Source organism: Sphingopyxis flava, from assembly GCF_900168005.1.
In the GTDB taxonomy this organism is placed as follows: Bacteria; Pseudomonadota; Alphaproteobacteria; order Sphingomonadales; family Sphingomonadaceae; genus Sphingopyxis; species Sphingopyxis flava.
On the sequence record NZ_FUYP01000003.1, the window covers coordinates 96,665 to 121,443 of the forward strand.

Genomic DNA, 24,779 nt, shown 5'->3' on the forward strand with positions numbered 1-24,779 from the left:
GATTTAACGGATTGCGTAAATAGTCGGGGCGCGATAGCCTCCGCCGCTCGCAGGGTAGAGCAGTCCGGTAGCTCGCTTGGCTCATAACCAAGAGGTCGCGGGTTCGAATCCCGCTCCTGCATCGAGATACCCGAGAGGGGCGTCTGGTACGGCTCGCAAGGCCCCCAGCGGCGATTATAGGGTCGCCATCAGGTGCTCAGCACGCGCCCCGCCAGCGCACCCGGCAGGCCACCGAGGTTCCTAGCCTCCGTGGTCAGGGATCGAGCCAGGCGAAAGCCTCGACGAGACGGCGAGCCGTTCGAGCGTGGTGGGAGGCCCGCAACACCCCGACAATCCCGCCGGGGCGATCAAGGAGAGAGACATGCGTTCTTTCAGTTTCCGAGTGCTGATTGTCAGCGCGGTGTTCGCGGTTGCGGCGAGTTTCACCGAGCATATCGTCGCCCCGATCGAGCGCGCCGCGGCGCGCTTCTTCGAGTTCGTCGCTTCGGTGTTCAAGGTCGAGCCGATGCGTCTCGCGGCCGATGGCCCGAGCCTTGTGCTCCGTGAAGATCGCGATCCGCTCCCCGCATCGCTGCTCGAGCGGCTGCGCCACGAAAAAGGCGTCCCGCGGCTCGGCGCTGCGCGAGGCTGTTAATCGACGTCTCGGCCCACAGGGACGAAGAGGAAGGGCGTCGGGGAAACTCGGCGCCCTTTTCCTTTGGCAAGTCCTATGATCAGGATTCCTCCAAGGCGGCGTCGATCATAGCTGTGTAAATCCCGCCAATATCGGCTGGATTGCATTCCCACACGTTGCGCTTTGCAATCTGCCGGGCATGTTCATCATCCGGTTCGCGGATCGCTTCGAGGACGGCGCGGGCGCATGCCAGATAGCCCGCCCTGTCATGCTCAAACCGGAATTCATCGATTGATGCGATTTCCGGAACATCGACCTGCCTAGCATCATGGTTCGCGAGTGCAACGGCGGCGCGCTCGAGCGGGGTCATGTCTATTCCCTTCCAAACAGATCGGCTTCGGGCGGGTGGTTCGCCTTGATCCAGTCCTGGGCCGCGCGCGCCGCTTCGACATATTCGCGGCTCGGAGTCTTGCTCCGCTCCTGCCCGGGGCGATAGGTCGCCCATATCCGATCGCGGATCGGCTTGGGCAGGGCGTACCAGTGCTGCTTGCAGCCCCATGCCGCTGGTGGCACGTCGGCGTTGCAGCCGGGCCAATGGCAGTGATGACGATGCGCGCCGGTGTCGGCCGCGATTTCGTCGCGGACGTGCTCGACCTTCTCGGCGATCCGGCTACGCCGGACCCGGTACGCCACCGCGCCGCGCCACGACAGCAGATGCGCCGGGCCAGCTCGGCGCGCGGCGTAGGCCCATGCAAGAGGGGTCTTCATGCCCCATGAGAGGGCGACGATGTCGTTGGGTGCGACGCCGGCGGGAACGTTGGGGCTCAGGTCATGCTCATGGACAGGAGACCAGTCCGCTTCGACGATCGGCTTGGGCAAGGCGTCGATGGTGTATCGGCGTGTCATGGCGTGGTTTCGGCGGCGCGGCGCTGCTCCTTCTCGGCGCGCTTTTCTTGGCGGCGGCGTATCTCGCGCATCCTGCGCTTGATTTCCTCGGCCCTGACACCGAACCTGGGCAGTCCGTCACCGCGTGGCATGGCAATCTCCTGTCGTTCTCACGCCGCCTCTCCTGCGCACCAGAGGCCGCATTCGGCGTCCGCATAGTCATCGGGAATGAGTTCTGGCGATTGAGCGACCATGCCGAGGATTTCGACGACGCTTTCGCGGCCCATCGCAAAATTCCGATCCTTCTCGTGCTTGGCCCACCAGAAGGTGCCCGCAGGATCAAAGCGCGCGCGAGCGACCCGGTTTTTCAATCCGACAAACGGGCAATGATCGCAGTTGCCGTAGCCGCGCGGCAGTTGGAGATCGAAGTCTTGCCTCTTCCAGAAGCCGAGAACGTCATCTTTTCTGATTCCAGCGGCGATAAGAGGGGTCTCAATCTTGCGGCTGGCATTGCGCTCCTTTTCCCGGAGCCTGCGAGCGCGGTCGGCTTCGTCGGCGCGAATGCCGATGACTTCGACATATTGGCCGGGCCCAAGGCCGTGCAGAGCCATGAAGTCCTGCAAGGTGCGGACCTTGAGATAGTCAGTGCACCACCGGCCCCGGATCGTCGACGGGACTGCCTGCTTTTCAGCAATGAGCCGATCGAACGGCTCACCCTCCCGGCTAGCGCTATTGTATCCAACCTCCTGGATTCGACCTTCTGGCCCGGCACTCTTACGCTCCGTCACAAATTCCAGCCACCGCACCCGGACACCCCATCGCGTCGCACACTCATGGACGAAGCGCAGCGTTTCCTCACGCTCCTTGCCGGTGTTGGCAAAGCACACATGCACGTCATCGGGCAGCGTCCCGCCGTGCGCCTGTAGGATGCGCCAGAGCATGTAGGCGCTGGTCCTGCCGCCGGAGAAACTGATGAGCGCCGGGCCCTCGATCAGGAACGGATCGGTCACGCCGGAGCGCCTTTCGCGCGCGATCGCTGCCAGGCCCGTGCGGCCCGTCGAATCTTCCAGCGATTGATGAGGTGGGGCCGGAAGCTGAAATATGTTCCGTCCTCGTGCCATCCGCTCACGCGCTGGCCGTCGAGGCGCACATAGGTCAGGTGTAGTTCAATCCAGACCTCGGGCGGGTCGACCGGGGCGCCGGCGCGCTCGCCGGTTCTGTGCAGGACAGGCGCGGCTAAGTCCGGGATGGTCTCCATCACGAAGAGGGCCGGGCCGACGATCGCGTATTCACCCATGATCGCCTCCCTTGAGGGCGTTGTGCGCCGCAATGATTTCGATGAAGGCTTGCGTGATGCTCTCGCCGACTGCGCCGATGATCGTTGGCCGCGAGCCACGGGGGTGCAATTGGCGCTCGATCCGCTCCAACTCCTGCGCGATGCAGCATTCAATCGCCGGGATTTCGGATTCGGCGCCTGTGCGCGGATCAATTCGGACTGCTTCCTCATAGGAAAGCGCTGCGATTGCGGCGTCGAGATGTGCGAGAGCGGTGGGAATAGCGTCAGTCACTGCGCCTCTCCCCTACAAGTTGCACGAGGGGCATTGCCGCTCAATGATGAGCTTTCCGCTTTGCGTCGTTCCGGACCGGCGCCACCCGGCATGTAGAAAGCAGGCCCCAGCGTTAGTTGACCGGACTTTCGCCGCATCGACGTAGGTATAGTGCCGCGCACCAGGCCAGATGAGGTCAGCAATGGCGTCAGCCTGTCGGATAAGCTCGGATGACAGGAGCGGGCCCTCGTTGCGGAAGATCGCACAGTTGACGCCCCGCTGCTTCGGAATGGCGTCATCGATGAATCGCCGCCAGACAAACAAGGCATCGCCGTCGAAGGAGCGGAGAACGATGCTTTCGCCTGGGCCGACGAACTGATACCGCTCGCGCCCGTCGACATAGCGATAGGCGCTGTAGTGGCGCTCGTAGAGTTCAAGGCACGACTTGTCGCCGTCCTTTGTGAGCCACCAAAAGGGACGGGGCGGCTCACCGCGCGTCTCCTTCGGGTTGAGCGAGGGCGGCGTCGATTTGTGCCATCAATCGATGATAGGCCTTGGTTTCCGCTGGCCCCATCGGTGAGTTTTCATAGTCCAGCCATTCACCGGCTTTCGTCAGGGCATCTTCGAGCGTTCCGATCCGGGCCCGCAACCGCTCCACCTCGCCTTGGGGAGCGGAGAGGGCGGCGAGGCGGGCGAAGGCATCCCGGATGATGCGCTTGCACTGGACGATGCCATTGTCAGCGCTTTGAAAGCTGTCGAAGCCGGTTTCATCGATCACGGCCTTAATATGCTCGTGGAGCGGCTTGAAGGTGCCCGACCACAAGAGGCGACCTACCGCCCTGCTATCCTCCATCGTCTGCCCGCGAAGGGACAGGCCGAACGCATACCCCATGTCGAAAGCGGCGAACCCGTCGACATCCTCCCCCGCCCCATTGCTGCGGCCCTCGGCAGACTGTCCCGCGTCAAGCGCCTGCATATCGGTGGCGTCGGGGTTCGCGGCCAGATGGCGCAGGGCCTTCGCGCTGACCTCGTGCAATTCCTGCTCGAACACGTCGGGGCCTTTGCAACGCGCGTCATGCCATTGGGCAGCACGTTCGAGACCGGGGGCTAGATCGCCCATCACGCGCCATCCTCGGCCGGCACGCGTTCGGCCTCGCGTTCGGCGTCCAACTCCTCGACTGCCTTAGCGAGGCGCCAAGCGAGATCGACCGTATAGCCCTGCTCGGGTGCGGGCTTCATGCGGGTCACCGCTGCAATCGTGTCGTAGGCGTGCGCCTTCGGGGCGAGCTCCGCGATCTCGTGGCGAAGGCTCATGATTTCGTTATGAGCCTGCTGAAGAAGGCTGATCATTTCGTGGCGGTCCATTGAAACTCTCCTATCGTTGCTCGGCTTGGGGGTTCGTGATGCTGCGGACCCACTCGGCGAACTCGCCGGTTTCCCGGCAGGCTCGCTCGTAGATCTCGTCAAAATTCTGGTGGTGGATGGTGATCGTCGACGACTGCCGCTCGCCCTGCGCCCTCAGGTCCTCGACCTCTTTGCGCAGCGCCGCGAGCTCGTCGGTGCCCGCATCGCCATCCCAGTGCTTTTCGAGGATGCCGGCGACCTTCTCAGCCACCGCTTGCTGCTCTTCGAGATAGAAGGCGAGGATCAGCATCGGGAACCGAAGCGATATGCTCGTGCCGGTTTCCGTCTTGCGCGGCGGATCCTGATAATGGACCGCGAGGGTTTCAGCGAACAGGTCCTCGCGCGACAGGTTGCGCAGATAGCTCGTCGTGGAGACGGTGAAGCGCTGGTGGGGTTCGTCGGTCATAAAAGGTTCCTTTCTTGGTCTCGGGATTCCGCCACTGGCGCACCACGGCGCTTCGCGATCGAGGTCAGCGCCATTCCGCCGCCGGGCGTCGTGACCCAGCGCAGCGAGGATCCGGAGCGGGAGAGCCGGTCGTTGTAGAGGCGGCACACGTAGGAGGCGGGGTGCTCATGCCGCATCGCTTTGCTCCGCGTCGGCCGCGTCGATCTGCGCTTGGGTGAGCCAGCCCTGCCCGATCGCCATGCTGCGAAGAGCGGGGGAGAGGGCGCGGATTTCTTCCGGGGGCATGTCGAGCGGCGAATTGTCTTCGAGGGCCCGCGCGGCGGTCGCGGGAGCGCGCTGCGCGTCGTTCGCCAATCGCTCGAGCCGGGCCAGGTGAGCGCGGCGGGCGTCCCATTCCTCCTTGATCCGGCTGCCGATGAAGCGGAGCACCTTTGCAGGATGATCGACCTCGAAGCGGGCCTCGCGGCACGAGGATGCGAGCAGGTCGACCGGGACGCCGCTGAGCGTGTCGGCTGCTACCCTTAGCCACTCGGTGCGGTCCTGCTCGGTCATGCCGGTCGGCGCGATAAGGGTGAGGAGGGGGCCAAGGTGCGCGAAGAAATCATCGTTCGTCGCCGGCATGAGGAAGCGCTGCGCGGTTTCGATCACTGCGGGGAGCTTGTCGCGCTGCGTCGGAGTGAGGGGGGTCGTGCCCCAGCTCCGGGTCGAGACCAAACGCAGCCATAGCCGCTCGCTCGGTGCGGCCGCGGGGGTCGGCAGGGGGGCCGGGGGTTGAGGACTCGTCATTCAACCTTCCTTTTTCGCTGGCGATCGCCGCGATCATCCACGCGACGAGGTCTGAGGGGTTTTCGGATTGGGCGCGGGAGAGGCAGGAGAGCACGATGCCGTCGCTCGCCGCGAGTTTGCGCCACTTGCCGACGATCTCGCGGGCCTTCGGCTCCCTGAAGCCCTGGCGTCTGAGCATGGCGACGCCGCCGTCGAAGATGGATTTCGCTATGTCGATCGGGGCTGGGGGCTGGTGCTGGGGCGGATCGTCGCCACGCGGTTCCGAAGGAACCGAAGACTCCATCCTCCATCCTCCATCCTCCATCTGACGAGGCTTTTCCCCTTTTTGGGGAAATGGGTCGGGCTTACGGCGCTTCTTTTCCGAAATGGGCGCAGCTAACGCGACGAAATCGAGGATTTCATCGGGCGCTGGATGGATGTCGTTGGGGGTTTTGGGCTTCTGGTGCTTGCGGAAATTCCGTATCGCACCGTAGCGGCGACCGTCGAAATCATAGTCCCGGACAAGACCAGCCTCGACCAGCTCGTCGAGCAGGGCGGCCATGTCGACCGCATCGACAGGAAAGAGCCGCATCTTGAGGCGGACCGGCTTCCACTCGAAGACGCCCTTGTCGTCGGCTTCGATCCCGAGGCCGATCAGGCACAGGCGCGCGGCCATAGACACCGTGACGATGTCCTCATCGGTGAAAAAGCCCGGGTGAACGGAGCGTATGCGGCTCATGCTAACGCTGGCTCCTCGGCAGCCATCTGGAAATCCTCGGGCAATGAGGCGCGGCCCCCGTCGCAGAGAGCCGCGCCAAGGGGTCAGAACACCGGGGCGGGCTCGCCCGGATTGCTGAACGTCGATTGCTCGCCCTCGTCGACGCCGACGAACAGCGGGCACGCGGTCTTCTCGCGGACCTGGTCCAGCGCCTCGTCGAAGGCGTCGGTAAAAACCCGGTCGGTGCGCCAGAGGTCGAACCAGAACTGGATCCCGGCGCCCTTTCGGTACCGAAGCCGCGCGGCGATCCGGTAGAAGACGTCCGAGCGCGCGAAGACGGGGATGCAGATGATGAACATGTTGGGAATGTTCAGCGGCTTGCCGTCGCCGTCGGTGTGCTCGGATTCGAAAGCAATCTGCGCCTCGCCGGTCGAGAGGTTCCGCGCGTCCTTGACGACGGAGTTCTCATAGATGCGAAGACCGCGCGACAACTCGATGAGTTTCGACGGGGTCGCGATCCTTGCACCGGTCGCATTGATGAAGTCGCGCGTTGCGTCGCTGAGCTGTTCCAGCGGCGTCGCCGCCTCGACGTCAACGATGCGGTTCTCGAGGAACTCGGCGAACTGCGCCATGTCCATCTTCTTGCCGTCGAACTCCCGCCAGGCCTGCCACTCCTCCGAGAGCGGGAAACTGTACTCGGCGCGGTGCTGAGCGAAGGCGGGGCCGGGTTCCAGCGCTTCCTCGGTGTCGCCGTGATAGTCGAACACGGCGGAGAGTTTGGGCGTCGCCGGGTTGTCTATCGCGAAAAGGGCGGTGTTTATGCCCTTGAACCGGTTGACATGGTCGATGAAGCTGTCGAGGCGCGTGTGAACCGCCGTGCCGCGCACGCGCAGCGGAGCGTCGCGATAGTCGGCGAACTGGTCGGCGCGGATTGGATTGAGCCCACCGCGCGCCTGCACGAACGGGACGCTGATGCCGGTGATGGGGTCGTTGATCAGCATGGCTCCGGCGCGAACGAAATTCTCCGCCGCCTTGAACGATGCTTCCATCAGCTCGCCGGTGCGGTCGACGATATGGTCGTGGTGCGCGTGGCTTTCCGAGCGGTACGTACCCTCTCCGTTCCCGGTCAGGGTGCTACGGGTCGAGGGCTCTTCTGCGCCGGCGGATTCGGGCGCATCATCTTCGTTGGACATGGATTTCCCTTTCGTGTGGGGGGTGGTGGCGCGGCTCAGCCGCGGACTTCACGCGTCGAATTGACGTCGCGAATGGTGCCGAACAGATTGCCCTGATTGGGCTTGTTCGGGGTGAAGCGGTTATCGTCGGTGGCCCAGCCGATCGTGCGCGGCGCCTTTTCCTTCGGCAGTTTGATCGCGAGGTCGGGGGTGAAGAAATAGAGGCCGTCGTGCTGGCGCTCGACGTCGATGGTCAGGACGATCTTGCCCTTGATCTTGCCGCCCGTGTCGATGCCGAGCTGCTCCATCTTCTCGGTCATCGCCTGCAACTCGTGCGCGCAGTCGGCATTGAACTGCCCGTCGTTCAGCATGTGAACCAGGTCTGTGAGGGTGGTGACGGAGGGGTAGCGCTTGCCGCCGTCCGCGGCGCGGGTTTCTAGGATTTCCCCGGTTTCGGGGTCATGGGATGGCAACAGGTCGCTCACGGTACGGTCTCCTCTTTGGGTGGAGCTTGGGCCGCGCGCGCCTTCTGGATTTTGAGGTAGGTCGCTCTGATTTCCTCTTCGGTAACGTCCCCGTGATACAGGGCGAGATAGCGATCGAGGGGATCGGGGCGGGGGAAAGACTGTCCCGTTTCGTGCCGCGAGACGGACATCGGCGTTGTGCCGACAAGTTCCGCAACGCGCTCGAGGGTCCAGCCTCTTTTCTGACGGGCTTTGCGCAGGTCCATAGCGGCGCGGGTTATCGGATAACGAGAATTGAGCGTCAAGGATATTTTTATCGTTTGACGTTAGGACGGGATAGCGCCAACCTAGTATTTAACGGCAATGGCAAGGAAATATGCACCAAATCGAATCCGCGAAATCCGCACGTCGAAGGGCATGTCGATGGAGGAGCTCGGCGCGCTGCTCGAGCCTCCCTTGTCTCATTCGACGATCGCCAGGATCGAAACCGGCGTCGCTGGCCTCACGCTCGACACGATGCAGCAGGTTGCCCAAGCGCTGCGCGTCACGCCCTACGATATTATCTCTGCAAAGACGCCCCCGGTGCGTTTCGCGCCCGTCATTGCCGAGATTCCTGCGGGCAAATGGATCGAGGCGGTCGCCGTGACTGAAGAATATCTCCCGATCCCTACAGACGTCGCAGGCCCGCGCTCTTTCCTGGTTCGCGTGGACGGCAAGAGCATGGCCGACCTGGGAGACAGCGAGGGCTACGCCCTTGTTGATCCCGACGAACTCGATCTGATCGAGGGCAAGCCCTACGCCATTTTGAACGAGCGGCGCGAGACGACCTTCAATACCTACGCATCCGATCCGCCTTCGCTGGTACCGATGTCTTCGGAACCGAATCAGAAGCCAGTCATTGTTGGACGCACCCCGTTCGTGGTCATCGGCCGTGTTCGCATGGTGATGAAAAGGACCGATTAGCGCCATTGTGCGGAATACGATAAATTCCCGCTTGACGTGAACTAACGTAAAACGATAAAAGCGCCTCCGTGCAAAGGAGGAAGCTATGTCGTTCAACGATCACGCAACGGGTCAGAAGACCCTGCCGCGCTACGATCTCGCCCGCCGTCGCCTCGATCCCGGTAACGCTCGTCCCTCCGCCCCCCCGCACAGCGAGCGCGCACCTTTCCGGCCCGTCCCCCAGCAACCCCTGCCGACGAGGCGGACAGGGGTTGCTGCCTTCATCGCAGAGCGCTTTCCCGCTGCGCTGATCGGTAACGATCCGCACGGTCGCGCGGTCCGCGCCAAGCTCGCCGAACGGCTCGAAGACCTGCAAATCGGTGCGGTCATCGCCGCAACTGTCGTGCTGTTCGATGTGCTGGCGCTCTACGCCATCTTGGGGCAGCAGCCATGACGCGCGGCAAAGGTCCGCGCCGGTCTCATGCCGCGCTCGCCCTCTCGGCCGTCTTCGTCTTTTCCGTTGTGCTCGGCGCCGCGGCATTGCTTATCGCGCGTAGCGTCGATGCCATCCCGTGCGAACTGTGCGACCAATCCTTGCCGGTCGCGCCATGAGCCGCGTTGTTCATCGCACCCCGGCAGGGTTTGACCGGCTCGAAGCGCGGATTGACGAAGCGCTCGAACGCCGCGCGTTTCCCGAGGTCGAGGGGCCAGACCCCATCAGCGCGGAAACGCGGCGGCTCTGGAACTGCGCCGACACGCTTGCGGCGATCGACGCCGCAGAAGCTATCCTCGCCCGCGGCTATATCACTCTCGCCGACTATCCCCGTCTCGCCGTGCTGGCGGGGCGCATCCCTCGACAGGCGCGCGCAGAGGCGCAGGCGCTTTATGAGCAGGCCCATGCCGCCGCCTTGGATGCGGAAAGTCGGGCGGCATGACGCGCTCGTCTCGCCCCTATGCCGCCGGCGCTGCCTCGAGGCGCACGTTTGCGGGCTTCAACACCGATATACCGACCGCTGGCTTCTATCGCCTCGCGCTCCGCGGTGGCGCGGCCCCGGCCGCGATCCGCGTCTGGTACGGTCCGCCGCACGATCCCGTCACCGGCGAGGAAATGGACCGTAGCTGGCGCTGGCAAGCCGAGGCCAACGGAGAGCCGATCGACCTTGAGCAGGTCTGGCCGCGCTGCGCCCGGCAAATCATCACCGAGGCCGAGCACGACATGATGTGCCGCAAGGCGCGCTGGGCCCGCGAGCATGCGCCCGACAGCGCGCTCGCCGATCCCCGACGCGTCGTCGACCCCCTCAATTCCCCGCTGCCGTTCTGAACTTGAAGGAGAATTTCCGTGTCGCAGCAAACCGCATTTCCCGACGTCAAGCCCTTCCCCGAGCCGCGCAGCGGCCCTGCGCCGATGGGCGATAACCGCCCGCCCGTCGACGTTCAGGCCGGAATTGATTTCGACGAGGCGCTTGATGCAAAGCTGCGCGCGAAGGGGCTGACCCGCGCCAAGTTCGACGAGCTGGTCGCCTCGTCCGAGCGCGCCCAGGCCACCAACGACGAAACCCTCGGGCGGTGCGGCGACCTCGTAAAGCAAATCCGGGCCGCGACCGGGATGATCGGTGAAACCCATACCGAGGTGAAGCGCCCCTATCTCGACGCCGGGCGCGTCGTTGACGACCGCAAGAACAGTCTCATTGCGCCGCTCGACGCCGCGAAGCGCCATGTCGAGGGGCTTCAATCTAAATTCCTGCGCGAGCGCGAAGAAGCGCGCCTCGCCGAGGAACGCCGCCGCCGCGAGGAGGAAGAACAGCGCCGCCGTGAAATGACCGAAGCCCGTGCCGCCGAGGCGGGGGAGGCTCCGGCCGAAGCGGAGGAACCGTTCGAACCCCTCGCGGTGGCTGCTCCCAAAGACGAAGGCATCGTGCGCGGCAGTCTCGGCTCGGCCGTTTCGGCGCGCCGCGAATGGGTCGCCGAGATCGTCGATTATGACGTCGCCTACATTCAGGTCGCGAGCAACGCGAAGGTTCGCGAGGCGATCGAGGCCGCGGTGAAGGCGCGCGTCCGCGCCGGCGAGCGCCAGATCGAAGGCGTCAAAATCTATCAGGCCGTCAAGGCGAGCAACCGCTGACACCCACCGAAACCAAAGGAATCTACGATGAAGGTGCTTATTTTTGACACGGAGACGACCGGCATTCCCTTGTGGGGCGAGCCCTCGGACGATCCGCGCCAGCCCTATGTGATCGAGCTTGCCGCCGACCTGGTCGATTTCGAGAGCCGCGAGATCATCACCAGCCTCGATTTTCTCATCAACAATGACGTCGACATTCCCGAAGAGGTCATCGCGATCCACGGCATCACGCGCGAAATGTGCGCCGAGCAGGGTATCTCACCCCTCGAAGCGCACGAGCAATTCGTTGAATTGATCGGCCAGGCCGACGAGGCGGTCGGCCACCAAGTCAAATTCGACATTCGCATGATGCGGATCCACGGCGCCCGGGTCACGGGCGACAAGTGGGAAAATCTCGTGCCGACCTACTGCACCATGCAGAAGGCGCACGCTCACGTCAAAGCGCTGCCGCAAAAGCCCGACGGCTGGGCTTGGCCCCCGACGCTGGCCGACACGCACCTTCATATCGTTGGCGAACCCTTCTCCGAAGCCCACCGCGCCCGCCCCGACTGCGACGCCGCGCGCCGCATCTATTTCCACATCCGGAGTCTCTGACAATGAACGCTCAAACCCAAGTCGCGCCGCGCGACCCCGAACAGACCGCGGTGCGCGCGCCCGACCCGCAAACTCCCGCTGGGCTCGCCTATCAGCTCGAAAAGGGCGCGCGCGAGCTGCGCAAGGCGCTCCCCTCGCACATCGACCCGGAGAAGTTCCAGCGCACGATCATCACGGCGGTGCAGGCCAATCCCGAGTTGCTGCGCGCGGATCGGCAATCGCTTCTCTTGTCGGTGATGAAGGCGGCGCAGGATGGCTTGCTGCCCGACGGGCGGGAGGCCGCGCTTGTCATCTTCAACAACCGCGTCAACCAGGGCGGCAATTGGGTCACGGTCAAGACCGTCCAGTATATGCCGATGGTCTACGGGCTCAGGAAGAAAATCCTGCAGTCCGGCGAAATTCGCGACATCACCGCCAAGGTTGTTTACCGCGCCGAATATGAGCGGGGCACCTTCCTTTACGAGGAAGGGACCGAGCGGATGCTGCGCCACAAGCCCGACCTGCTGCTGAGCGACGAAGAGGCGACCGACGAGAACATCGTCGCAGCCTATTCGATCGCGACCTACATGGACGGCACCATGTCCTACGAGGTCATGTCGCGCGCCGAGATCAACAAGGTTCGCCAGGTCAGCAAGACCGGTGCGCTCGGCATGGTCGACAGGCGCACGAAGAAGCCGATCGAGCCGAAAGGGCCCTGGGTCGACTGGTTCGGCGAAATGGCGAAGAAAACCGTGATGCGGCGCCACGCAAAGACGCTGCCCATGTCCGGCGACCTCCTCGACGTCGAGGGCCGCGAGGATGACGACGCGTTGCTCGCGGAATCGACCGGGCGCGTGCTCAGTGTCGAAGCGGACGAGCCCGAGCCAGTCGCGCTGCCCAGCGCCGACGAACTCTCTGAAGGCGAAGAGGATGGCGACCCCACGGACCACGACCCCGACACCGGCGAGGTGATTGAGCAAGGCAAGGGTGACGACGCTCCAGCCGAAGAGAAGAGCGAGCAAAAGCCGAAAGGCGAGGGGAAGGGCGGCAAGCCGGATAAGGCGCCGGACCCCGAGCCCGAGCCGAGCGGGGAGAACAACGACGGGCCGAGCCTCGCCGACGAGCTTGTGCATCGCTTCGACACCGCAACGACGGCGGTGGACCTCAAGGCGGTTCACGCCGACTGGCTGCGGCACGTTCAGGGGCTCAGCGACTTTGACAACGACCGCTGCGACGCGGCGCACCTCGAGGCCAAGGACCGTCTCGGAGTGAAGTGATGTTCGGCTGGTTCAGACGCTCGCGCCCCCCGACCCCCGCGCTCAGTCTGGATCAGCTCGTGGCGAGAGGGCGGGCGCTCAACGCCGATTTTGCCCGTCGGCGCAGCGCAGCCCTCTCGCCCGAACGCCGGAGACATATCCGGCGCCTCATCGACGAGGGGTTTATCAGGCCGCGCGGCGGCACGGAGGAATGACATGCCGAAATTCTGTAAAAAGCCGGTCGTGATCGAGGCGAGCCAATGGTACAAAAACGGCGACCATCCCGCCGATTATGCGGCCGATGTCGAGGGATTCGAGAACGATGAACCTCGCACATGGTCCAGCGAAGAGGCCAAGGCAAAGGGCTGGGAGGGGCAGGTTGTCCGCTATTACCGCAAGCCCGGGGACAGCGGCGAACGTCACTGCGAACAGTGCAGCAACAAAATGCGCGCTCACGGGTGGATCGATACCCTTGAAGGGGGGCATGTCGTATGCCCCGGTGATTGGATCATAACTGGCGTTGCGGGCGAGCGCTACCCGTGCAAGCCTGACATATTCGAGGCCACCTACAATGCGGCCGCGGACGGCGAGCAGGAGGTTCATAGCCACTACAACCCGCCGGCATTCCCCCATGTCTTCACCGATTCCTTCGGGGACGCGATGCTGTTTCCCGGCATGTCGCTGCGCGACTGGTTCGCCGGTCAGCTCGCCGCGGCAGAAGTTGCGTCGGCAGGCGCCAATGAATTTGCCGCCGAAGCTCTGTCAGACGCTGCAGCGCAGGCCGGGCAGACCATCGAAGAGCGCATTGCGTTCAACGCCTATCGCGTCGCCGACGCCATGCTCGCCCTGTCCTACGAGGCCATCAAGGATCGGCAGTCGTGAAGCGGTCCCGGAAATCCAGCGGCCCCGTCGGCGAGGTCGGTATCCTCAACGTCGGCGCGGGCGATACCAAGCTCGTGTTCGACCCGACGAAGCCCGACGAGGTCGAGCGATCGGCCCGCATCGTCAAGGACATGATCCGTCGCGGCTTCGTGCTGCTGATCGAGGTCGGCAGGGACGAGCAGGGCCCGATCTACCGCCGCGCCCACGATTTCGACGAGACCACCGCCGAATATATCATTGCTGGCACGACCAGCGAACCGGAGCAAAAAGATGAGCAAATCCCGGCAAGCGCGCCGCGCCGAAGCGCGAAAGGCAAAGCAAAGGCAAAACCAACCCGCGTCCCGGCCCACCGCACCAAGGCGGTCGCAGTCTCGCGCACTGCGGGCGGTTAAGTCGGTCGACCCGCTATCGCACACGCGGGATGCGCTTGCGATGCTCGCGGACAAGGCGTCTGAATGGGCCGGCATTCCCATGCCGCTCGACGGCGAACGCCTCATCGTCGAACCGAGCTACCCGCTCGCCGAGATCCTGAACCGCAAACCCGCGGAAGAGGATGCGGAGGGCTGGAAATGGCGCAATAGCTGGCACTCCCGGCGCTGGCGCTGCACCATCGTGGCGCTTGAGCGGCCAGACGGGAAGGTCGTACACTCGAAGCTGCCCGCGTTTCACCATATCTCCTACGACCTGCGCACTATGGGATGCTCCGATGTGTGGGGCATCGAGCAGGAGCACAACGCGCTCAAGTTGCTGGGGGAAATGCTGCGGCACCGCCAGTTCAAGCAATATCTCCTGACCGGCATGTTCTTGGAAACGAGCAAGCGGAGCGGCGTGACCTACATTTTCCGCAAGCTGAAACCGACGGTCGCAATCAGGCCCTCGTCGGAGCGCGAAGAAATGCACATCCTCGCGGCGCTCTGCATGCACCCGATCGCCTACTATGCCGAAAGTTGGGCCGGGGCGATGTGCCCGACCGACGACGTCATCGCCCATTTGTCTATGATGCGCGGCGACGAGCATATGTACTGGAGGCGCGCCAATCAGCATGCCCCTTATCTGCCGGAGGCGGGGCTATGAGCGACGACACCCCCCTCAAGCCGCAACCGACTCCGGAATATCAGGAGCTTAGCAACACGGCCTCGCGCTTCGGCCCGCGACTGGTCCAAATGCCCCAAGGTGTCGTGCTGATTGAGGACGCCCCCGGCTTCACCACCGCTTTGGTCGACCATCCCGAACCGAGCCAGCGCCGGGTCGCCGTAATTGTCTATGATCCGGACAATGACGGAGGCGTTGGGAGGGGCTTTATCAGCCAACTCCCGGCCGACAGCGCGCGCGTTCTGGCCGCCTCTTTGATGAGGCTCGCGGCTCAATTGGACCCGGGGGCACCAAACTGATGGCTCACCTCCTTGCCGACCGCCCACTGCCGCAAGCCGTCGCGCACCTTCTCGCCCGCGAGGGCACTGGCATTTCGTGGGCTGACCTCACCATGAATTTCTGGATCGGCTGCCAAGAGGTGAGCCGGGCCTGCGATCATTGTTATGCGCGCGAGTTCACGAACGCCCGCGTCAACGCGGCGCGCGAGAAGGCCGGAAAGCCGCCCATCATTTGGGGTCCGGGCGGCGCGCGTGAGCAAACGACCGCGGCCAACCGCAAGAAGCCGCTCCGCTGGAACCGCATCGCCGAGGCCAACGGCGAGCGCCTGCGCGTCTTCTGCAGCTCGCTGTCTGATTGGGCCGACAAGCACGTTCCCGACGAATGGCGCGCCGAGATCGCCGATACGATCCGCGCGACGCCCTGGCTCGACTGGATGCTGCTGACCAAACGGATCGGCAATGCGCTCGACATGCTCGGCGCGATGTTCCCCGATGGCGTGCCTCCGAACGTCTGGATCGGCATCACGATCTGCGACCAGGCCGAAGCCCAGCGGGACATTATCAAGCTGCTGCAGGTCAAGGGGATGTGCAGTATATCGAAGGTGTTTCTTTCGATCGAACCGATGCTCGGTCCCATCACGCTGAACAATATCGCGCTGAAACACAGCGTACTCGACGCCTTCACCGGCCTTGAAGAAGATGAACTCGGCGAGTGTGGCTGGGGGGTCGGGATAGACCTGGTCATTGTCGGCGGCGAAAGCGGCTCGAAGGCGCGGCCAATACACCCGGACTGGGTTCGCAGTTTGCGCGACCAGTGCGCCACGGCGGGCTGCGCGTTCCATTTCAAACAGTGGGGTGAGTATCTCCCTGTCTATGACCGCGATCGCGACGATCCCGATTGGCAAAATTGCGACGTGATCGCGCGCCAGCATCCCAAGGGCCGCTGGCTTAACCTTGCTGGCGGATACGGATTTCACGGCGAGCGCGTCGTTTACGTCGATCGCGTTGGCGTGCGCCGTGCGGGGCACCTCATCGACGGCGTCGAACACCGGGAGATTGCTGCATGACGGATCGGCCCATCCTCTTTTCCGCCCCGATGGTTCGCGCGCTGATCGAAGGTCGAAAGACGAAGACGCGGCGGATAATCAAGCCGCAACCGCCTGCTACCGTGACCAGCGCAGGCGTTATTTCACGCTCAAGCGAAGGGCAGACTGACGAATGGTCTTGGCTGTCCGGCGATCCCCGCGACATCGACACTTGGGGATTCGAGGGCGACTTCAAGACGCGGTTCGTCCCCGGTGATCGGCTCTGGGTCAAGGAAACTTGGGCGTGCCACTGGGCGAACGACAATCTGAAGCCTTCAGAAATCATCGACGATTTGTGGAGCGTTCGTTATTTCGCCAACGATTACGTGCGCCCTGCGGCACGCGACGGCAGTGCTGCAACGCTCGATCAGTTCAAGAAGAAGCGTGTAGCTATCTTCATGCCCCGCTGGGCGAGCCGACTGACCCTTACCGTGACCGACGTCCGCGTCGAGCGGCTGCAGGCTTGCAGCGAGGCCGATGCGCTCGCGGAGGGGGTTTGCCGCCAATACCCGACCGCCGAAGACCATGAGTGGCTAAGGGCTCATCACGAGGAAAATTACGGATCGCCTCCGTCTCAGGCCGATATCGACCAGTTCGATGAGGGGGTATTTGTCGTTCCGGGAACCGACTGCGGGTTCGGGCCTAAGCCGCGGCAGCCGATTTGGGGGCCGACGGCGACGAGCTGCTACGCATCCCTCTGGAACAGCATCAACGGCGCCGGCGCGTGGGAGGCGAACCCTTGGGTTGTCGCCATCACCTTCACCGTCGAGCAGGGGAATATTGATCATGGCTAAGCGCTTCGGGCGAAATCAGCGCCGCAAGATGCGCGCCGACATTGCAGCAGTCGAAGAAGCGCGGGTAGCAGCCCATCGCACGGCAGAGGAGGCGCTGAACGCGTTGCGCGCCGCGCGGCGTCGGTTCGAAGAAGACATTGCCGCCGCGCGGCGGGCGCGGGACACGATCAGAATCACGGTCGACGCCCTGCTGGACGATAGGGAGGACCACGCACACATTTTGGCTTCCTTCGAAATGGCGCGGAAGGCGCCGCTGCACGCCGCCTATGCAACCTCCGAAAGATCTATCCGCTCGTTCAGCGAACGGGAGCGCCAGGCGTTCATTCAGCACGTCGGAACGATGATCGCGGAGCAGGCCTTAGAGCAGATCGTGCGGCATTGGAGGTCGCGATGACCGACACCCTACACCAACGCCTCATCGTAGAGTTGGGGGAAAGGGGCTGACGTGTCTCTGCCGCTTAGCGATCTTCCTGACTGGCCCGCGGCCCTCGACGCCGACGAAGCGGTGAAATACACCCGCGTCGCGCCGGCGGAGATAGCGCGCGCGGCTCGCGATGGGCGGCTGACGTTCAGACCGATCGGCCCGAACGGGCGCAAGGTCGTGCGCCGTGAAGAACTCGACAAGTTTCTCGCCGCCCTGTTCGCGAAGGGGGCGCCGAGCCTCCTGGGAGACATGGATTTTGGCCGTGATTAAGCTGCCGCGATACACAAGGCCCATTCGCCTCAAGTCCGGGCAAACCGCCTTCTATTGGGAGCTGCCGCCGTGGGCGCGCCCCGACAAGAATGGCGTCCCGAAGATGCGGGATGGCAGGCCGTGCCCGGTCGAGAGCGCCGCTCTTGGTACGGATATAGGGCTGGCGAAGGATCGCGCCGACATTCTCAACGAGACCCTCGACGCATGGCGAACCGGAATCCGAAAGGGGCCGGAGAAGGGAACCGTAAGCTGGCTCTTCGACTGGTATCAGGAGCAGGATCAATTCAAAAAGAACAAGGCGATCACGCGCAAGGAATATACGCGGCTCATGCTGCGCCTGGCGGAAGAAAAGATGAAGTTCGGCACGTTCGGCCAGCGATCCGCTGCCCTCGTGACCGCCTCCGCGGCCGACGCGCTCTACAAGATCTGGCTCGATCGCAACGGCAAGCGGCAAGCGACCTACGCCATGCAGGTTTGCCGACTCGTCTGGAATTGGGCGGCGCGGCATCACGATGTCACGGGGGTGCAGTTTAACCCGTTCGCCAAGATGCGGCTCTCGACGAAAGCCGCGGTCGGAAACCGGCCCACGACCCGCGCCGAATATGACCTCTACCGCAAGACCGCGCGGGACATGGGCTATCAGTCGATGGCGACCGCGGCGGCGCTCTGCTTCGAGCTCTGCCAGCGCGTATGGGACGCCTTCGGCTTTGTCGACGAGGACGGGAAAGAGCGCCGAGGATTCCGCTGGTCCGACTATCACCCGGGCGAGTCCATCACCGTGATCCAGTCAAAGACCGGGAAGGAAGTTCCCGTCCCCTTGTCAGAAATGGTCGACGGCGAACCGTTCCCGCTCTTCCCGACGCTCGAGGAGGAATTGAGCCGGACCGAACGCAAGGCGCTCGTGATTGTGGTGGACGAGAAGACCGGGCTCCCGCTGACCTATGACGCGATGAACAAGCGGCACCGGGAAATCTGCGACCGGGCCAAGCTCCCCAAGAAGATGACGTTCACCGGCTTTCGGCATGGTGGAATCACCGAGCTGGGCGACGCCGGCGTTGATGATGTTCGGCCCATCAGCGGACACATCACCCTCAACACGACGGCGATCTACAACAAGGCGAACCAGGTCAAAGCGGTACGGGCCGCGCGAGCGCGCCTTGCGCATTTGTCGGAATGAGGATCGGAATGTATGTCGGAACAGACCAGAGCGAGGAGCGCTAAGATGTTGAAAAGGGATGGTGAGCCCTGCTGGGTTCGAACCAGCGACCTACTGATTAAAAGTCAGTTGCTCTACCGACTGAGCTAAGGGCCCGTCGCCTCACCGTAATTCCGGTGTGCGAAAGTGAGCCGCCGCCCTAGTGCGGTGCGGCGGCGTGGTCAACCGGCTTTGGACGGCGAAGATGCGCGGCGAGCTGGCGGACGCTGCGCGTCGCAATCGGGTGGCGCCAGGCCGCAGCAATGGCGGTGAGCGGACCAAGAACAAAGCTGCGTTGCGCCATTCCTGGATGGGGTATCGTGAGTGCGCCGTCGCTCCACGCGCCCCCTGACCAGAGGAGAATGTCGAGATCGAGCGTGCGCGCGCTCCACCGCTGGCCGGTTCGACGACCGAATGCCGCCTCGATTGCCTTCAGCCGCGCGAGCATTTCGGGCGGACTGAGGCGCGACGCCACGAGAGCTGCGGCATTAGCGTAGCGCCTCCGCGATGGGCCGAGGGGCGCGGTCACGATGATCGGACTCGCGTCGACCGGCTCGATGTCGTCAGCCTCTAACGCTGCGAGCGCTGCCATGAGCACCCGCCGAGGATCTCCGAAGCGCGCATGGCGGCGATTCGATCCAAGCCCGATGGCGTAAAGGGCAAGCGGGTCGCTGCGAGTGGGCGTTGCGCCGGTCATGCCGCTGCGCCTATCGCAGCGGCATGGAGATTTCCAGTCCGCTTCCCGGCACCGAGCCATCGCGCGATTGCCCGCGCTGCCCGAGGCTCGTCACGCTGCGAGAGGCCTGCCGCGCCGAACAACCCGGCTGGTGGAATGCGCCGGTTCCTGCATTCGGCGATCCCGATGCGTGGCTCGCGATTGCGGGGCTTGCGCCTGGAAAGCATGGGGCCAACCGCACTGGGCGACCCTTTACCGGCGATCATGCAGGTGATCTGCTGTTCGCGACGCTCTCCGCTTTTGGGCTGAGCCGAGGGGAATATGGCGCGCGCGCCGACGATGGTGTGACGCTGGGCGGAGCGATCATTGTGAACAGCGTCAAATGCCTGCCCCCGCACAACAAACCGCTCCCGAGTGAAATCGCCGCATGCCGGTCATTCCTGGAGGGACAGCTCGCCGCTTTGTCCAACGTGCAGGTCGTGATCGCGCTCGGCCGTATCGCGCATGACGCAGCGCTTCGCGCTGCCGGGGTGCGACTTGCTGCCTATCGCTTTGCGCACGGCGCCGTGCACCGCCTTCCCGACGGGCGCCACCTCGTCGACAGCTATCATTGCTCGCGCTACAACTTGAATACCGGGCGCCTGACGCCTGAGATGTTCTCCGACGTGTTTCGCGTAGCGCTCGCGATCAGGGCTCAGACGAGCGGCCCGAACTCCTCGACGAGCCCGCGATAGAGCGCCCGCTTGAAGGGGACGATCAGTTTTTCGATCTCGTCGAGCTCCGCCCAGCGCCAGGCCCGAAATTCCTGGTGATGGGTGTGGATGTTGACGTCCGTGTCTTCGCCCATGAAGCGCATGAGGAACCAGTGCTGGCGCTGACCGCGATATTTGCCGCCCCACATCTTGCCGACAAGATGGTCGGGCAGGTCGTAGAAATATTCCTGCCGGCTGCGCGCAATGATCTCGACGAGCCCGCCGTGGACGCCGGTTTCCTCGCCGAGCTCGCGGATAGCCGCCTCCTCGGGGTCTTCGCCGGGATCAATCCCGCCCTGCGGCATCTGCCAAGCCTCGCTCGTCGTATCAAGCCGCTGGCCGACGAAAATACGCCCGTCGCGGTTGGCGAGCATTACCCCGGCGCAGGGGCGATATGGGAGGTGCCTTGTATCGGTCATTCGCCGGCTTCGGTGATCATGGCTTTCAGCACAGCCAGATTGCGTCTGACGTCCTCGGCGGCGCTGGGAATCGCCTTGGTGAGACAGATGTAACCATGGATATTGCCCTTCGCCTCGCGATAGGTCGTGGGTACCCCCGATTCGATCAGCTTTGCAGCATAGGCGCGGCCCTGATCGCGCAGCGGGTCGAGGCCGGCCGTGACGAGCAGAGTGGGGGGAAGGCCCTCGGCGGGAAAGTCGATCGGTGCGGCGCGATAATCCGCAGGATCCGCGGCATATTGGTCGCCGAACCATTTCATCCCGCCCTCGGTGAGGAGATGCCCGTCCTTGAAGTCGCGATAGCTTTGCCAGTCGTGATGCGTGGTCACCGCGGGATAAATGGGGTGCAGCGCAATCACCGGCCTCGACGCCGGTTTGTCGCGCAGTGTCAGCGCGGTTGCGATAGTCAGATTTCCGCCGGCGCTGTCGCCCGAGAGGACGAGGCCGGTGCAGGCGATATTGTCGGCGACCCAACGCGTCGCGGCCTCGCAATCCTCGGGCGCAGCAGGGAAGGGGTGTTCGGGCGCCAGGCGATAATCGACCGCGATCACCGGCATGTCGAGCTGGCGCGCAGCCTCGGCGCAATAGGGATCGTGCGTCTCAAGATCGCCGATGACCCAGCCGCCGCCATGATAGAAGACCATGACCGGACCGACTTTCCGGTCCGGACGGTTGTCATAGATGCGGATTGCAATGTCGCCCGCCGGACCCGGTATCGTCCGGTCCTCGACGTGCGCGATTTCGCCGCGCGGCGCGTCGGCAAGCTCGCCCATTGCCCGCATCATCGCGCGTCCTGCCTCGGGGGGCAGCTCTTCCATCTTGGGACCTTCCTGCGCAATGAGGAAGGCGAGAAAAGCGGCCACGTCGGGGCGCGTATAATGGGTCGTGCCGTCGGTCATCCTGTCGGGTCCCTCTCTTTTTCGATCTTCATTTTCTGAGTTCAGCTATTCGGCATCGGTGCTCAAACTTCAATCGCGAAATGAAACTCACCGGGGGCTTGCGCTTTGCAGCGCACAATTTTTTCTGAATTGCGGCTTGCGGTCGAGGGGCCTAGGCCCATCTCGCAAATTGGCAATCTTGGTGAAGGCAGAAGACATAATGGCGACAGCGGTTGAGGACCGGGCCGACAAGCGGCAGTCCCCCCTATCCGACGCGGTGGTGGTGCGGTTCGCCGGCGACTCCGGCGACGGGATGCAGTTGACGGGCGGCCAGTTCACCCTTTCTACCGCGCTTGCGGGAAATGATCTTGCGACCTTCCCCGATTTCCCCGCCGAAATCCGTGCCCCGCAGGGGACTTTGTTCGGCGTCTCTGCCTTCCAGATCAACTTCGGGTCGAGCGAAATCACGACCGCGGGCGATGCGCCTGACGTACTTGTCGCGATGAACCCGGCAGCTCTTAAGACCAATGCCCCCTCGCTCAAGCCGGGCGGACTGATCATCGCCGACTCCGGCGAGTTCAACGACCGCAATCTGGCCAAGGCGAAATATGAGTCGAATCCGCTCGAGGATGGCAGCCTCGCGAAATGGCAGCTTCTGAAGCTCAACATCAGCCAGCTGACAATGGACGCAGTGAAGCCCTTCGGGCTGGGGAACAAGGAGGCGCTGCGCTGCAAGAATATGTGGACTCTGGGGCTTGCGCTCTGGATGTTCGACCGTGATCGTGCACCGCTGATCGATTGGCTGAAGGCGAAGTTTGCCAAGGCGCCCGAGCTTGCTGACGCCAATATCGCCGCGCTGAATGCCGGCCATGCCTACGGCGAGACCGCTGAACTGGCGGGCCCGCTCAAACAGCATCACGTCGCCCCGGCGCCTGTCGCGCCCGGCCTCTATCGCACGCTGACGGGTGCTGAAGCTATAGCTCTCGGTCTCGTTGCGGGCGCGCAGCTCGCGAAGCTGCCGATGTTTTTCGGCGGTTATCCGATCACGCCGGCCTCGGCTATCCTCCACCATCTCTCGCGGCTCAAGGAATATGACGTCACGACGTTCCAGGCCGAGGATGAAATCGCTGCGATCTGCGCCGCGATCGGAGCGAGCTATGGCGGTTCGCTCGGGGTGACAAGCTCGTCAGGTCCGGGCATCGCGCTGAAGGGCGAGGCGATGGGCCTCGCGATCATGACCGAACTGCCGCTCGTCATCGTCAATTCGCAGCGCGGCGGCCCGTCGACGGGCCTGCCTACCAAAACGGAGCAATCGGATCTATACCAGGCGGTCTACGGCCGCAATGGCGACGCGCCGATGCCGGTGATTGCTGCACGCTCGCCAGGCGACGCGTTCGAATGTGCGATCGAGGCGTGCCGCATTGCGACGCAATATATGACCCCGGTGATGCTGCTCACCGACGGTTATATCGCCAACGCGGCCGAGCCGTGGGCGGTGCCCGATCTGGCGACTTATGAGGCTTTCCCGGTCGAATTTCTGACCGAGGTGCCCGAAGGTGGTTTCAGACCCTATAGCCGCGACGAAAAGCTGGCGCGGCCTTGGGTCAAGCCGGGGACGCCGGGACTGCTCCACCGGATCGGCGGCATCGAGAAGGAGGTCGACACCGGCCACCTCAACTATAATCCTGAAAACCATCAGGCGATGACCAATCTTCGCAAGGCGAAAATTGACGGGATCCGCATGCCGGACCAGGTCGTCGAACTCGGAGCCGAGGGTGGGAAGCTCGCGGTGGTCGGCTGGGGTTCGACCTTCGGGCCGATCCACCAGGCGGTACGCCGCAAGCGCGCCGAGGGCCTTGACGTCAGCCATATTCACATTCGCCACATATGGCCGCTCCCGGCCAATTTGGGCGAACTGCTCAAAAGTTATGACAAGGTGATCGTGCCCGAAATGAACACGGGGCAGCTCAAGACGGTGCTGCGCGATCAGTATCTGGTCGATGCAAGGCCGCTCAACAAGGTTTCGGGGCAGCCATTCCGCATTGCCGAAATCGAAGCCGCCATCGAGGAGGCGCTGCAGTGAACGAGATGACCACCATAGCCAAGACGACCACACTCAAGGACTGGGAAAGCGACCAGGAGGTCCGCTGGTGCCCGGGTTGCGGCGACTATGCGATCCTCAAGGCCGTGCAGCGCACAATGCCCGAAACCGGGACCCCGCCCGAGAAAACGGTATTCATCAGTGGTATCGGATGCTCGTCGCGCTTTCCCTATTATATGGAAACCTACGGCTTCCACACGATCCACGGCCGCGCCCCCGCCTTTGCGACCGGGCTGAAGCTTGCCAATCCGGAACTCGACATCTGGATCGTTACCGGTGACGGCGATGGCCTGTCGATCGGCGGCAACCATACAATGCACCTCATCCGCCGAAATCTCGATTGCCAGATCATGTTGTTCAACAACGAGATCTACGGCCTGACCAAGGGGCAGTATTCACCGACCAGCCGCGTTGGCACCAACAGCCCTTCGACGCCCTTTGGCTCGGTCGATCGGCCCGCGCAGCCCTGTGCCTTCGCGCTCGGCTCCGGTGCTCGCTTCGTCGCGCGCGGGTTCGACGTATCGAAGGAGCTGCCGACCGTGCTCAAGGCAGCGCATGCGCACAAGGGCGCGGCGTTCGTCGAAATCTTCCAGAACTGCATTGTGTACAACAAGGACGTGTTTCAGGACTTTGCTGCCCCCAAGGGCGCTGAGGACCGTCAACTCTGGCTGGTGAACGGCGAGCCGATGCTGTTCGCAAAGGGCACCAAGGGTATCGCGCTCGACAGCGAGGAATTGACGCTGAAAGTCGTCGATGTCGTCGATGGCGACTGGAAGGCCGCGGGCGTCATCGTTCATGACGTCACCAACCGCAGCGTTGCGCACATGCTTGTCGAAATGCGCTTCGGGGAGTTCCCGATGGCGCTCGGCGTGCTCTACGACGATCCGCGTCCGACTTTCGAGGCCGATGTCGTGCGCCAGAACCAGGCAGCGAGCGAAGGCAAGACCGCGGATCTGCAGGGGCTGCTCAAGAAGGGGCAGACCTGGACGGTCAAGGAAGGCGGCCCCGAGCTCTGATCGCTTGCAGC

The 24,779-nt window shown here is 63.7% G+C and carries 38 protein-coding genes and 2 tRNA genes; 22 read left to right on the plus strand and 18 right to left on the minus strand.

Going from position 1 to position 24,779, the window contains the following annotated elements; genetic code table 11:
* The first annotated feature begins 48 nt into the window (after positions 1-48).
* Both B5X69_RS03240 and B5X69_RS03245 read left to right on the plus strand, forming a co-directional pair.
* Positions 49-122, plus strand: a tRNA-Met gene (locus B5X69_RS03240).
* Between the two features lie 239 nt (positions 123-361).
* On the plus strand, positions 362-634 hold the full coding sequence (locus tag B5X69_RS03245) for a hypothetical protein (RefSeq protein ID WP_139375649.1): 273 nt from the start codon (positions 362-364) through the stop codon (positions 632-634).
* Between the two features lie 79 nt (positions 635-713).
* On the opposite strand, the gene B5X69_RS03250 is transcribed toward B5X69_RS03245, so the two are convergent.
* The 14 genes from B5X69_RS03250 to B5X69_RS03310 form a co-directional block, all read right to left on the minus strand.
* On the minus strand, positions 714-983 hold the full coding sequence (locus B5X69_RS03250) for a hypothetical protein (RefSeq protein WP_079637281.1): 270 nt from the start codon (positions 981-983) through the stop codon (positions 714-716).
* Positions 984-985: 2 nt separating this feature from the next.
* Entirely contained in the window at positions 986-1,519 is a 534-nt protein-coding gene (locus tag B5X69_RS21855) for a hypothetical protein (RefSeq protein ID WP_245798558.1), read from the minus strand.
* Positions 1,516-1,650, minus strand: coding sequence for a hypothetical protein (locus B5X69_RS22210; RefSeq protein ID WP_281250915.1), 135 nt, complete (start codon positions 1,648-1,650; stop codon positions 1,516-1,518). The genes B5X69_RS21855 and B5X69_RS22210 overlap by 4 nt, the downstream gene beginning before the upstream one ends.
* Before the next feature lie 18 nt (positions 1,651-1,668).
* The gene (locus tag B5X69_RS03260) at positions 1,669-2,508 is read right to left on the minus strand and encodes an adenine nucleotide alpha hydrolase family protein (protein ID WP_079637282.1); all 840 of its coding nucleotides are present in this window, start codon (positions 2,506-2,508) and stop codon (positions 1,669-1,671) included.
* Entirely contained in the window at positions 2,505-2,795 is a 291-nt protein-coding gene (locus B5X69_RS03265; RefSeq protein ID WP_079637283.1) for a hypothetical protein, read from the minus strand. Before B5X69_RS03265 ends, B5X69_RS03260 begins: the two co-directional genes overlap by 4 nt.
* A complete protein-coding gene (locus B5X69_RS03270; protein WP_079637284.1) occupies positions 2,788-3,066 on the minus strand; it encodes a hypothetical protein in 279 nt (92 codons plus the stop codon). Before B5X69_RS03270 ends, B5X69_RS03265 begins: the two co-directional genes overlap by 8 nt.
* Before the next feature lie 466 nt (positions 3,067-3,532).
* Positions 3,533-4,165 (minus strand): hypothetical protein, encoded by a 633-nt coding sequence (locus B5X69_RS03275; RefSeq protein ID WP_079637285.1) that lies wholly within the window; start codon positions 4,163-4,165, stop codon positions 3,533-3,535.
* A complete protein-coding gene (locus B5X69_RS03280) occupies positions 4,165-4,410 on the minus strand; it encodes a hypothetical protein (protein ID WP_079637286.1) in 246 nt (81 codons plus the stop codon). The genes B5X69_RS03275 and B5X69_RS03280 overlap by 1 nt, the downstream gene beginning before the upstream one ends.
* A gap of 10 nt (positions 4,411-4,420) precedes the next feature.
* Positions 4,421-4,855, minus strand: a complete 435-nt coding sequence (locus B5X69_RS03285) for a hypothetical protein (protein WP_079637287.1) — start codon at positions 4,853-4,855, stop codon at positions 4,421-4,423.
* Between the two features lie 165 nt (positions 4,856-5,020).
* Positions 5,021-5,503 carry a hypothetical protein gene (locus B5X69_RS03290; protein ID WP_079637288.1) on the minus strand — a complete coding sequence of 161 codons (483 nt, stop codon included), beginning with the start codon at positions 5,501-5,503 and terminating at the stop codon, positions 5,021-5,023.
* A complete protein-coding gene (locus B5X69_RS03295) occupies positions 5,457-6,359 on the minus strand; it encodes a hypothetical protein (protein WP_079637289.1) in 903 nt (300 codons plus the stop codon). Before B5X69_RS03295 ends, B5X69_RS03290 begins: the two co-directional genes overlap by 47 nt.
* An 83-nt stretch (positions 6,360-6,442) precedes the next feature.
* Entirely contained in the window at positions 6,443-7,531 is a 1,089-nt protein-coding gene (locus tag B5X69_RS03300; protein WP_079637290.1) for a DUF2303 family protein, read from the minus strand.
* 35 nt (positions 7,532-7,566) lie between these two features.
* A complete protein-coding gene (locus B5X69_RS03305) occupies positions 7,567-7,995 on the minus strand; it encodes a hypothetical protein (RefSeq protein WP_079637291.1) in 429 nt (142 codons plus the stop codon).
* Complete coding sequence (locus tag B5X69_RS03310) at positions 7,992-8,240, minus strand: helix-turn-helix domain-containing protein (RefSeq protein ID WP_079637292.1); 249 nt, start codon at positions 8,238-8,240, stop codon at positions 7,992-7,994. Before B5X69_RS03310 ends, B5X69_RS03305 begins: the two co-directional genes overlap by 4 nt.
* A gap of 97 nt (positions 8,241-8,337) precedes the next feature.
* On the opposite strand from B5X69_RS03310, the gene B5X69_RS03315 reads away from it, so the two are divergent.
* From B5X69_RS03315 to B5X69_RS03390, 17 genes are all read left to right on the plus strand, one after another.
* Complete coding sequence (locus B5X69_RS03315) at positions 8,338-8,937, plus strand: LexA family protein (RefSeq protein ID WP_079637293.1); 600 nt, start codon at positions 8,338-8,340, stop codon at positions 8,935-8,937.
* 85 nt (positions 8,938-9,022) lie between these two features.
* The gene (locus tag B5X69_RS03320; RefSeq protein WP_079637294.1) at positions 9,023-9,370 is read left to right on the plus strand and encodes a hypothetical protein; all 348 of its coding nucleotides are present in this window, start codon (positions 9,023-9,025) and stop codon (positions 9,368-9,370) included.
* Entirely contained in the window at positions 9,367-9,528 is a 162-nt protein-coding gene (locus B5X69_RS21305; protein ID WP_176141500.1) for a hypothetical protein, read from the plus strand. Before B5X69_RS03320 ends, B5X69_RS21305 begins: the two co-directional genes overlap by 4 nt.
* Positions 9,525-9,851 carry a hypothetical protein gene (locus tag B5X69_RS03325; protein WP_079637295.1) on the plus strand — a complete coding sequence of 109 codons (327 nt, stop codon included), beginning with the start codon at positions 9,525-9,527 and terminating at the stop codon, positions 9,849-9,851. Before B5X69_RS21305 ends, B5X69_RS03325 begins: the two co-directional genes overlap by 4 nt.
* On the plus strand, positions 9,848-10,237 hold the full coding sequence (locus tag B5X69_RS03330) for a hypothetical protein (RefSeq protein ID WP_079637296.1): 390 nt from the start codon (positions 9,848-9,850) through the stop codon (positions 10,235-10,237). Before B5X69_RS03325 ends, B5X69_RS03330 begins: the two co-directional genes overlap by 4 nt.
* An 18-nt stretch (positions 10,238-10,255) precedes the next feature.
* A complete protein-coding gene (locus B5X69_RS03335; RefSeq protein ID WP_079637297.1) occupies positions 10,256-11,038 on the plus strand; it encodes a hypothetical protein in 783 nt (260 codons plus the stop codon).
* A 27-nt stretch (positions 11,039-11,065) separates the two neighbouring features.
* Complete coding sequence (locus tag B5X69_RS03340; protein ID WP_079637298.1) at positions 11,066-11,632, plus strand: 3'-5' exonuclease; 567 nt, start codon at positions 11,066-11,068, stop codon at positions 11,630-11,632.
* A gap of 2 nt (positions 11,633-11,634) precedes the next feature.
* On the plus strand, positions 11,635-12,888 hold the full coding sequence (locus B5X69_RS03345; RefSeq protein ID WP_079637299.1) for a recombinase RecT: 1,254 nt from the start codon (positions 11,635-11,637) through the stop codon (positions 12,886-12,888).
* A gap of 195 nt (positions 12,889-13,083) precedes the next feature.
* Positions 13,084-13,749 carry a hypothetical protein gene (locus B5X69_RS21860; protein WP_079637301.1) on the plus strand — a complete coding sequence of 222 codons (666 nt, stop codon included), beginning with the start codon at positions 13,084-13,086 and terminating at the stop codon, positions 13,747-13,749.
* Complete coding sequence (locus tag B5X69_RS03360; protein ID WP_079637302.1) at positions 13,746-14,141, plus strand: hypothetical protein; 396 nt, start codon at positions 13,746-13,748, stop codon at positions 14,139-14,141. The genes B5X69_RS21860 and B5X69_RS03360 overlap by 4 nt, the downstream gene beginning before the upstream one ends.
* 40 nt (positions 14,142-14,181) lie before the next feature.
* A complete protein-coding gene (locus B5X69_RS03365; protein WP_079637303.1) occupies positions 14,182-14,823 on the plus strand; it encodes a hypothetical protein in 642 nt (213 codons plus the stop codon).
* A complete protein-coding gene (locus B5X69_RS03370; RefSeq protein ID WP_079637304.1) occupies positions 14,820-15,140 on the plus strand; it encodes a hypothetical protein in 321 nt (106 codons plus the stop codon). Before B5X69_RS03365 ends, B5X69_RS03370 begins: the two co-directional genes overlap by 4 nt.
* On the plus strand, positions 15,140-16,186 hold the full coding sequence (locus tag B5X69_RS03375; RefSeq protein ID WP_079637305.1) for a DUF5131 family protein: 1,047 nt from the start codon (positions 15,140-15,142) through the stop codon (positions 16,184-16,186). The genes B5X69_RS03370 and B5X69_RS03375 overlap by 1 nt, the downstream gene beginning before the upstream one ends.
* Positions 16,183-16,998, plus strand: coding sequence for a hypothetical protein (locus B5X69_RS03380; protein ID WP_079637306.1), 816 nt, complete (start codon positions 16,183-16,185; stop codon positions 16,996-16,998). Before B5X69_RS03375 ends, B5X69_RS03380 begins: the two co-directional genes overlap by 4 nt.
* Positions 16,991-17,392, plus strand: coding sequence for a hypothetical protein (locus tag B5X69_RS03385; protein ID WP_079637307.1), 402 nt, complete (start codon positions 16,991-16,993; stop codon positions 17,390-17,392). The genes B5X69_RS03380 and B5X69_RS03385 overlap by 8 nt, the downstream gene beginning before the upstream one ends.
* Before the next feature lie 51 nt (positions 17,393-17,443).
* The gene (locus B5X69_RS20855; RefSeq protein ID WP_139375650.1) at positions 17,444-17,692 is read left to right on the plus strand and encodes a helix-turn-helix domain-containing protein; all 249 of its coding nucleotides are present in this window, start codon (positions 17,444-17,446) and stop codon (positions 17,690-17,692) included.
* Positions 17,685-18,869 (plus strand): tyrosine-type recombinase/integrase, encoded by a 1,185-nt coding sequence (locus B5X69_RS03390; protein WP_139375651.1) that lies wholly within the window; start codon positions 17,685-17,687, stop codon positions 18,867-18,869. Before B5X69_RS20855 ends, B5X69_RS03390 begins: the two co-directional genes overlap by 8 nt.
* Positions 18,870-18,928: 59 nt before the next feature.
* Here the strand turns inward: B5X69_RS03390 and B5X69_RS03395 are convergent.
* Both B5X69_RS03395 and folK read right to left on the minus strand, forming a co-directional pair.
* A tRNA-Lys gene (locus B5X69_RS03395) sits at positions 18,929-19,004 on the minus strand.
* Between the two features lie 43 nt (positions 19,005-19,047).
* Positions 19,048-19,584, minus strand: coding sequence for a 2-amino-4-hydroxy-6-hydroxymethyldihydropteridine diphosphokinase (gene folK, locus B5X69_RS03400; RefSeq protein WP_079637308.1), 537 nt, complete (start codon positions 19,582-19,584; stop codon positions 19,048-19,050).
* Positions 19,585-19,607: 23 nt separating this feature from the next.
* Between folK and B5X69_RS03405 the strand changes: the two genes are divergently transcribed.
* Positions 19,608-20,297, plus strand: a complete 690-nt coding sequence (locus B5X69_RS03405) for a uracil-DNA glycosylase (protein ID WP_079637309.1) — start codon at positions 19,608-19,610, stop codon at positions 20,295-20,297.
* Here the strand turns inward: B5X69_RS03405 and B5X69_RS03410 are convergent.
* Positions 20,258-20,734, minus strand: a complete 477-nt coding sequence (locus tag B5X69_RS03410) for an RNA pyrophosphohydrolase (RefSeq protein ID WP_079637310.1) — start codon at positions 20,732-20,734, stop codon at positions 20,258-20,260. The genes B5X69_RS03405 and B5X69_RS03410 overlap by 40 nt on opposite strands.
* Complete coding sequence (locus B5X69_RS03415; RefSeq protein WP_079637311.1) at positions 20,731-21,672, minus strand: alpha/beta hydrolase; 942 nt, start codon at positions 21,670-21,672, stop codon at positions 20,731-20,733. The genes B5X69_RS03410 and B5X69_RS03415 overlap by 4 nt, the downstream gene beginning before the upstream one ends.
* A gap of 199 nt (positions 21,673-21,871) precedes the next feature.
* On the opposite strand from B5X69_RS03415, the gene B5X69_RS03420 reads away from it, so the two are divergent.
* On the plus strand, positions 21,872-23,734 hold the full coding sequence (locus B5X69_RS03420; protein WP_079637312.1) for a 2-oxoacid:acceptor oxidoreductase subunit alpha: 1,863 nt from the start codon (positions 21,872-21,874) through the stop codon (positions 23,732-23,734).
* On the plus strand, positions 23,731-24,768 hold the full coding sequence (locus tag B5X69_RS03425) for a 2-oxoacid:ferredoxin oxidoreductase subunit beta (protein ID WP_079637313.1): 1,038 nt from the start codon (positions 23,731-23,733) through the stop codon (positions 24,766-24,768). The genes B5X69_RS03420 and B5X69_RS03425 overlap by 4 nt, the downstream gene beginning before the upstream one ends.
* Positions 24,769-24,779 lie beyond the last annotated feature (11 nt).

Bases quoted from the DNA above. Each gene is read 5' to 3' on its own strand.
- B5X69_RS03405 (WP_079637309.1), top strand. From the start codon at position 19,608: ATGGAGATTTCCAGTCCGCTTCCCGGCACCGAGCCATCGCGCGATTGC.
- B5X69_RS03300 (WP_079637290.1), bottom strand. From the start codon at position 7,531: ATGTCCAACGAAGATGATGCGCCCGAATCCGCCGGCGCAGAAGAGCCC.
- B5X69_RS03245 (WP_139375649.1), top strand. From the start codon at position 362: ATGCGTTCTTTCAGTTTCCGAGTGCTGATTGTCAGCGCGGTGTTCGCG.
- B5X69_RS03370 (WP_079637304.1), top strand. From the start codon at position 14,820: ATGAGCGACGACACCCCCCTCAAGCCGCAACCGACTCCGGAATATCAG.
- B5X69_RS03265 (WP_079637283.1), bottom strand. From the start codon at position 2,795: ATGGGTGAATACGCGATCGTCGGCCCGGCCCTCTTCGTGATGGAGACC.
- B5X69_RS03420 (WP_079637312.1), top strand. From the start codon at position 21,872: ATGGCGACAGCGGTTGAGGACCGGGCCGACAAGCGGCAGTCCCCCCTA.
- B5X69_RS03310 (WP_079637292.1), bottom strand. From the start codon at position 8,240: ATGGACCTGCGCAAAGCCCGTCAGAAAAGAGGCTGGACCCTCGAGCGC.
- B5X69_RS03415 (WP_079637311.1), bottom strand. From the start codon at position 21,672: ATGACCGACGGCACGACCCATTATACGCGCCCCGACGTGGCCGCTTTT.
- B5X69_RS03375 (WP_079637305.1), top strand. From the start codon at position 15,140: ATGGCTCACCTCCTTGCCGACCGCCCACTGCCGCAAGCCGTCGCGCAC.
- folK (WP_079637308.1), bottom strand. From the start codon at position 19,584: ATGACCGGCGCAACGCCCACTCGCAGCGACCCGCTTGCCCTTTACGCC.
- B5X69_RS03345 (WP_079637299.1), top strand. From the start codon at position 11,635: ATGAACGCTCAAACCCAAGTCGCGCCGCGCGACCCCGAACAGACCGCG.
- B5X69_RS21855 (WP_245798558.1), bottom strand. From the start codon at position 1,519: ATGACACGCCGATACACCATCGACGCCTTGCCCAAGCCGATCGTCGAA.
- B5X69_RS03365 (WP_079637303.1), top strand. From the start codon at position 14,182: ATGCTCGCGGACAAGGCGTCTGAATGGGCCGGCATTCCCATGCCGCTC.
- B5X69_RS03410 (WP_079637310.1), bottom strand. From the start codon at position 20,734: ATGACCGATACAAGGCACCTCCCATATCGCCCCTGCGCCGGGGTAATG.
- B5X69_RS03320 (WP_079637294.1), top strand. From the start codon at position 9,023: ATGTCGTTCAACGATCACGCAACGGGTCAGAAGACCCTGCCGCGCTAC.
- B5X69_RS03325 (WP_079637295.1), top strand. From the start codon at position 9,525: ATGAGCCGCGTTGTTCATCGCACCCCGGCAGGGTTTGACCGGCTCGAA.
- B5X69_RS03280 (WP_079637286.1), bottom strand. From the start codon at position 4,410: ATGGACCGCCACGAAATGATCAGCCTTCTTCAGCAGGCTCATAACGAA.
- B5X69_RS03330 (WP_079637296.1), top strand. From the start codon at position 9,848: ATGACGCGCTCGTCTCGCCCCTATGCCGCCGGCGCTGCCTCGAGGCGC.
- B5X69_RS22210 (WP_281250915.1), bottom strand. From the start codon at position 1,650: ATGCCACGCGGTGACGGACTGCCCAGGTTCGGTGTCAGGGCCGAGGAA.
- B5X69_RS21860 (WP_079637301.1), top strand. From the start codon at position 13,084: ATGCCGAAATTCTGTAAAAAGCCGGTCGTGATCGAGGCGAGCCAATGG.
- B5X69_RS03340 (WP_079637298.1), top strand. From the start codon at position 11,066: ATGAAGGTGCTTATTTTTGACACGGAGACGACCGGCATTCCCTTGTGG.
- B5X69_RS21305 (WP_176141500.1), top strand. From the start codon at position 9,367: ATGACGCGCGGCAAAGGTCCGCGCCGGTCTCATGCCGCGCTCGCCCTC.
- B5X69_RS03315 (WP_079637293.1), top strand. From the start codon at position 8,338: ATGGCAAGGAAATATGCACCAAATCGAATCCGCGAAATCCGCACGTCG.
- B5X69_RS03385 (WP_079637307.1), top strand. From the start codon at position 16,991: ATGGCTAAGCGCTTCGGGCGAAATCAGCGCCGCAAGATGCGCGCCGAC.
- B5X69_RS03285 (WP_079637287.1), bottom strand. From the start codon at position 4,855: ATGACCGACGAACCCCACCAGCGCTTCACCGTCTCCACGACGAGCTAT.
- B5X69_RS03380 (WP_079637306.1), top strand. From the start codon at position 16,183: ATGACGGATCGGCCCATCCTCTTTTCCGCCCCGATGGTTCGCGCGCTG.
- B5X69_RS03250 (WP_079637281.1), bottom strand. From the start codon at position 983: ATGACCCCGCTCGAGCGCGCCGCCGTTGCACTCGCGAACCATGATGCT.
- B5X69_RS03295 (WP_079637289.1), bottom strand. From the start codon at position 6,359: ATGAGCCGCATACGCTCCGTTCACCCGGGCTTTTTCACCGATGAGGAC.
- B5X69_RS03275 (WP_079637285.1), bottom strand. From the start codon at position 4,165: ATGGGCGATCTAGCCCCCGGTCTCGAACGTGCTGCCCAATGGCATGAC.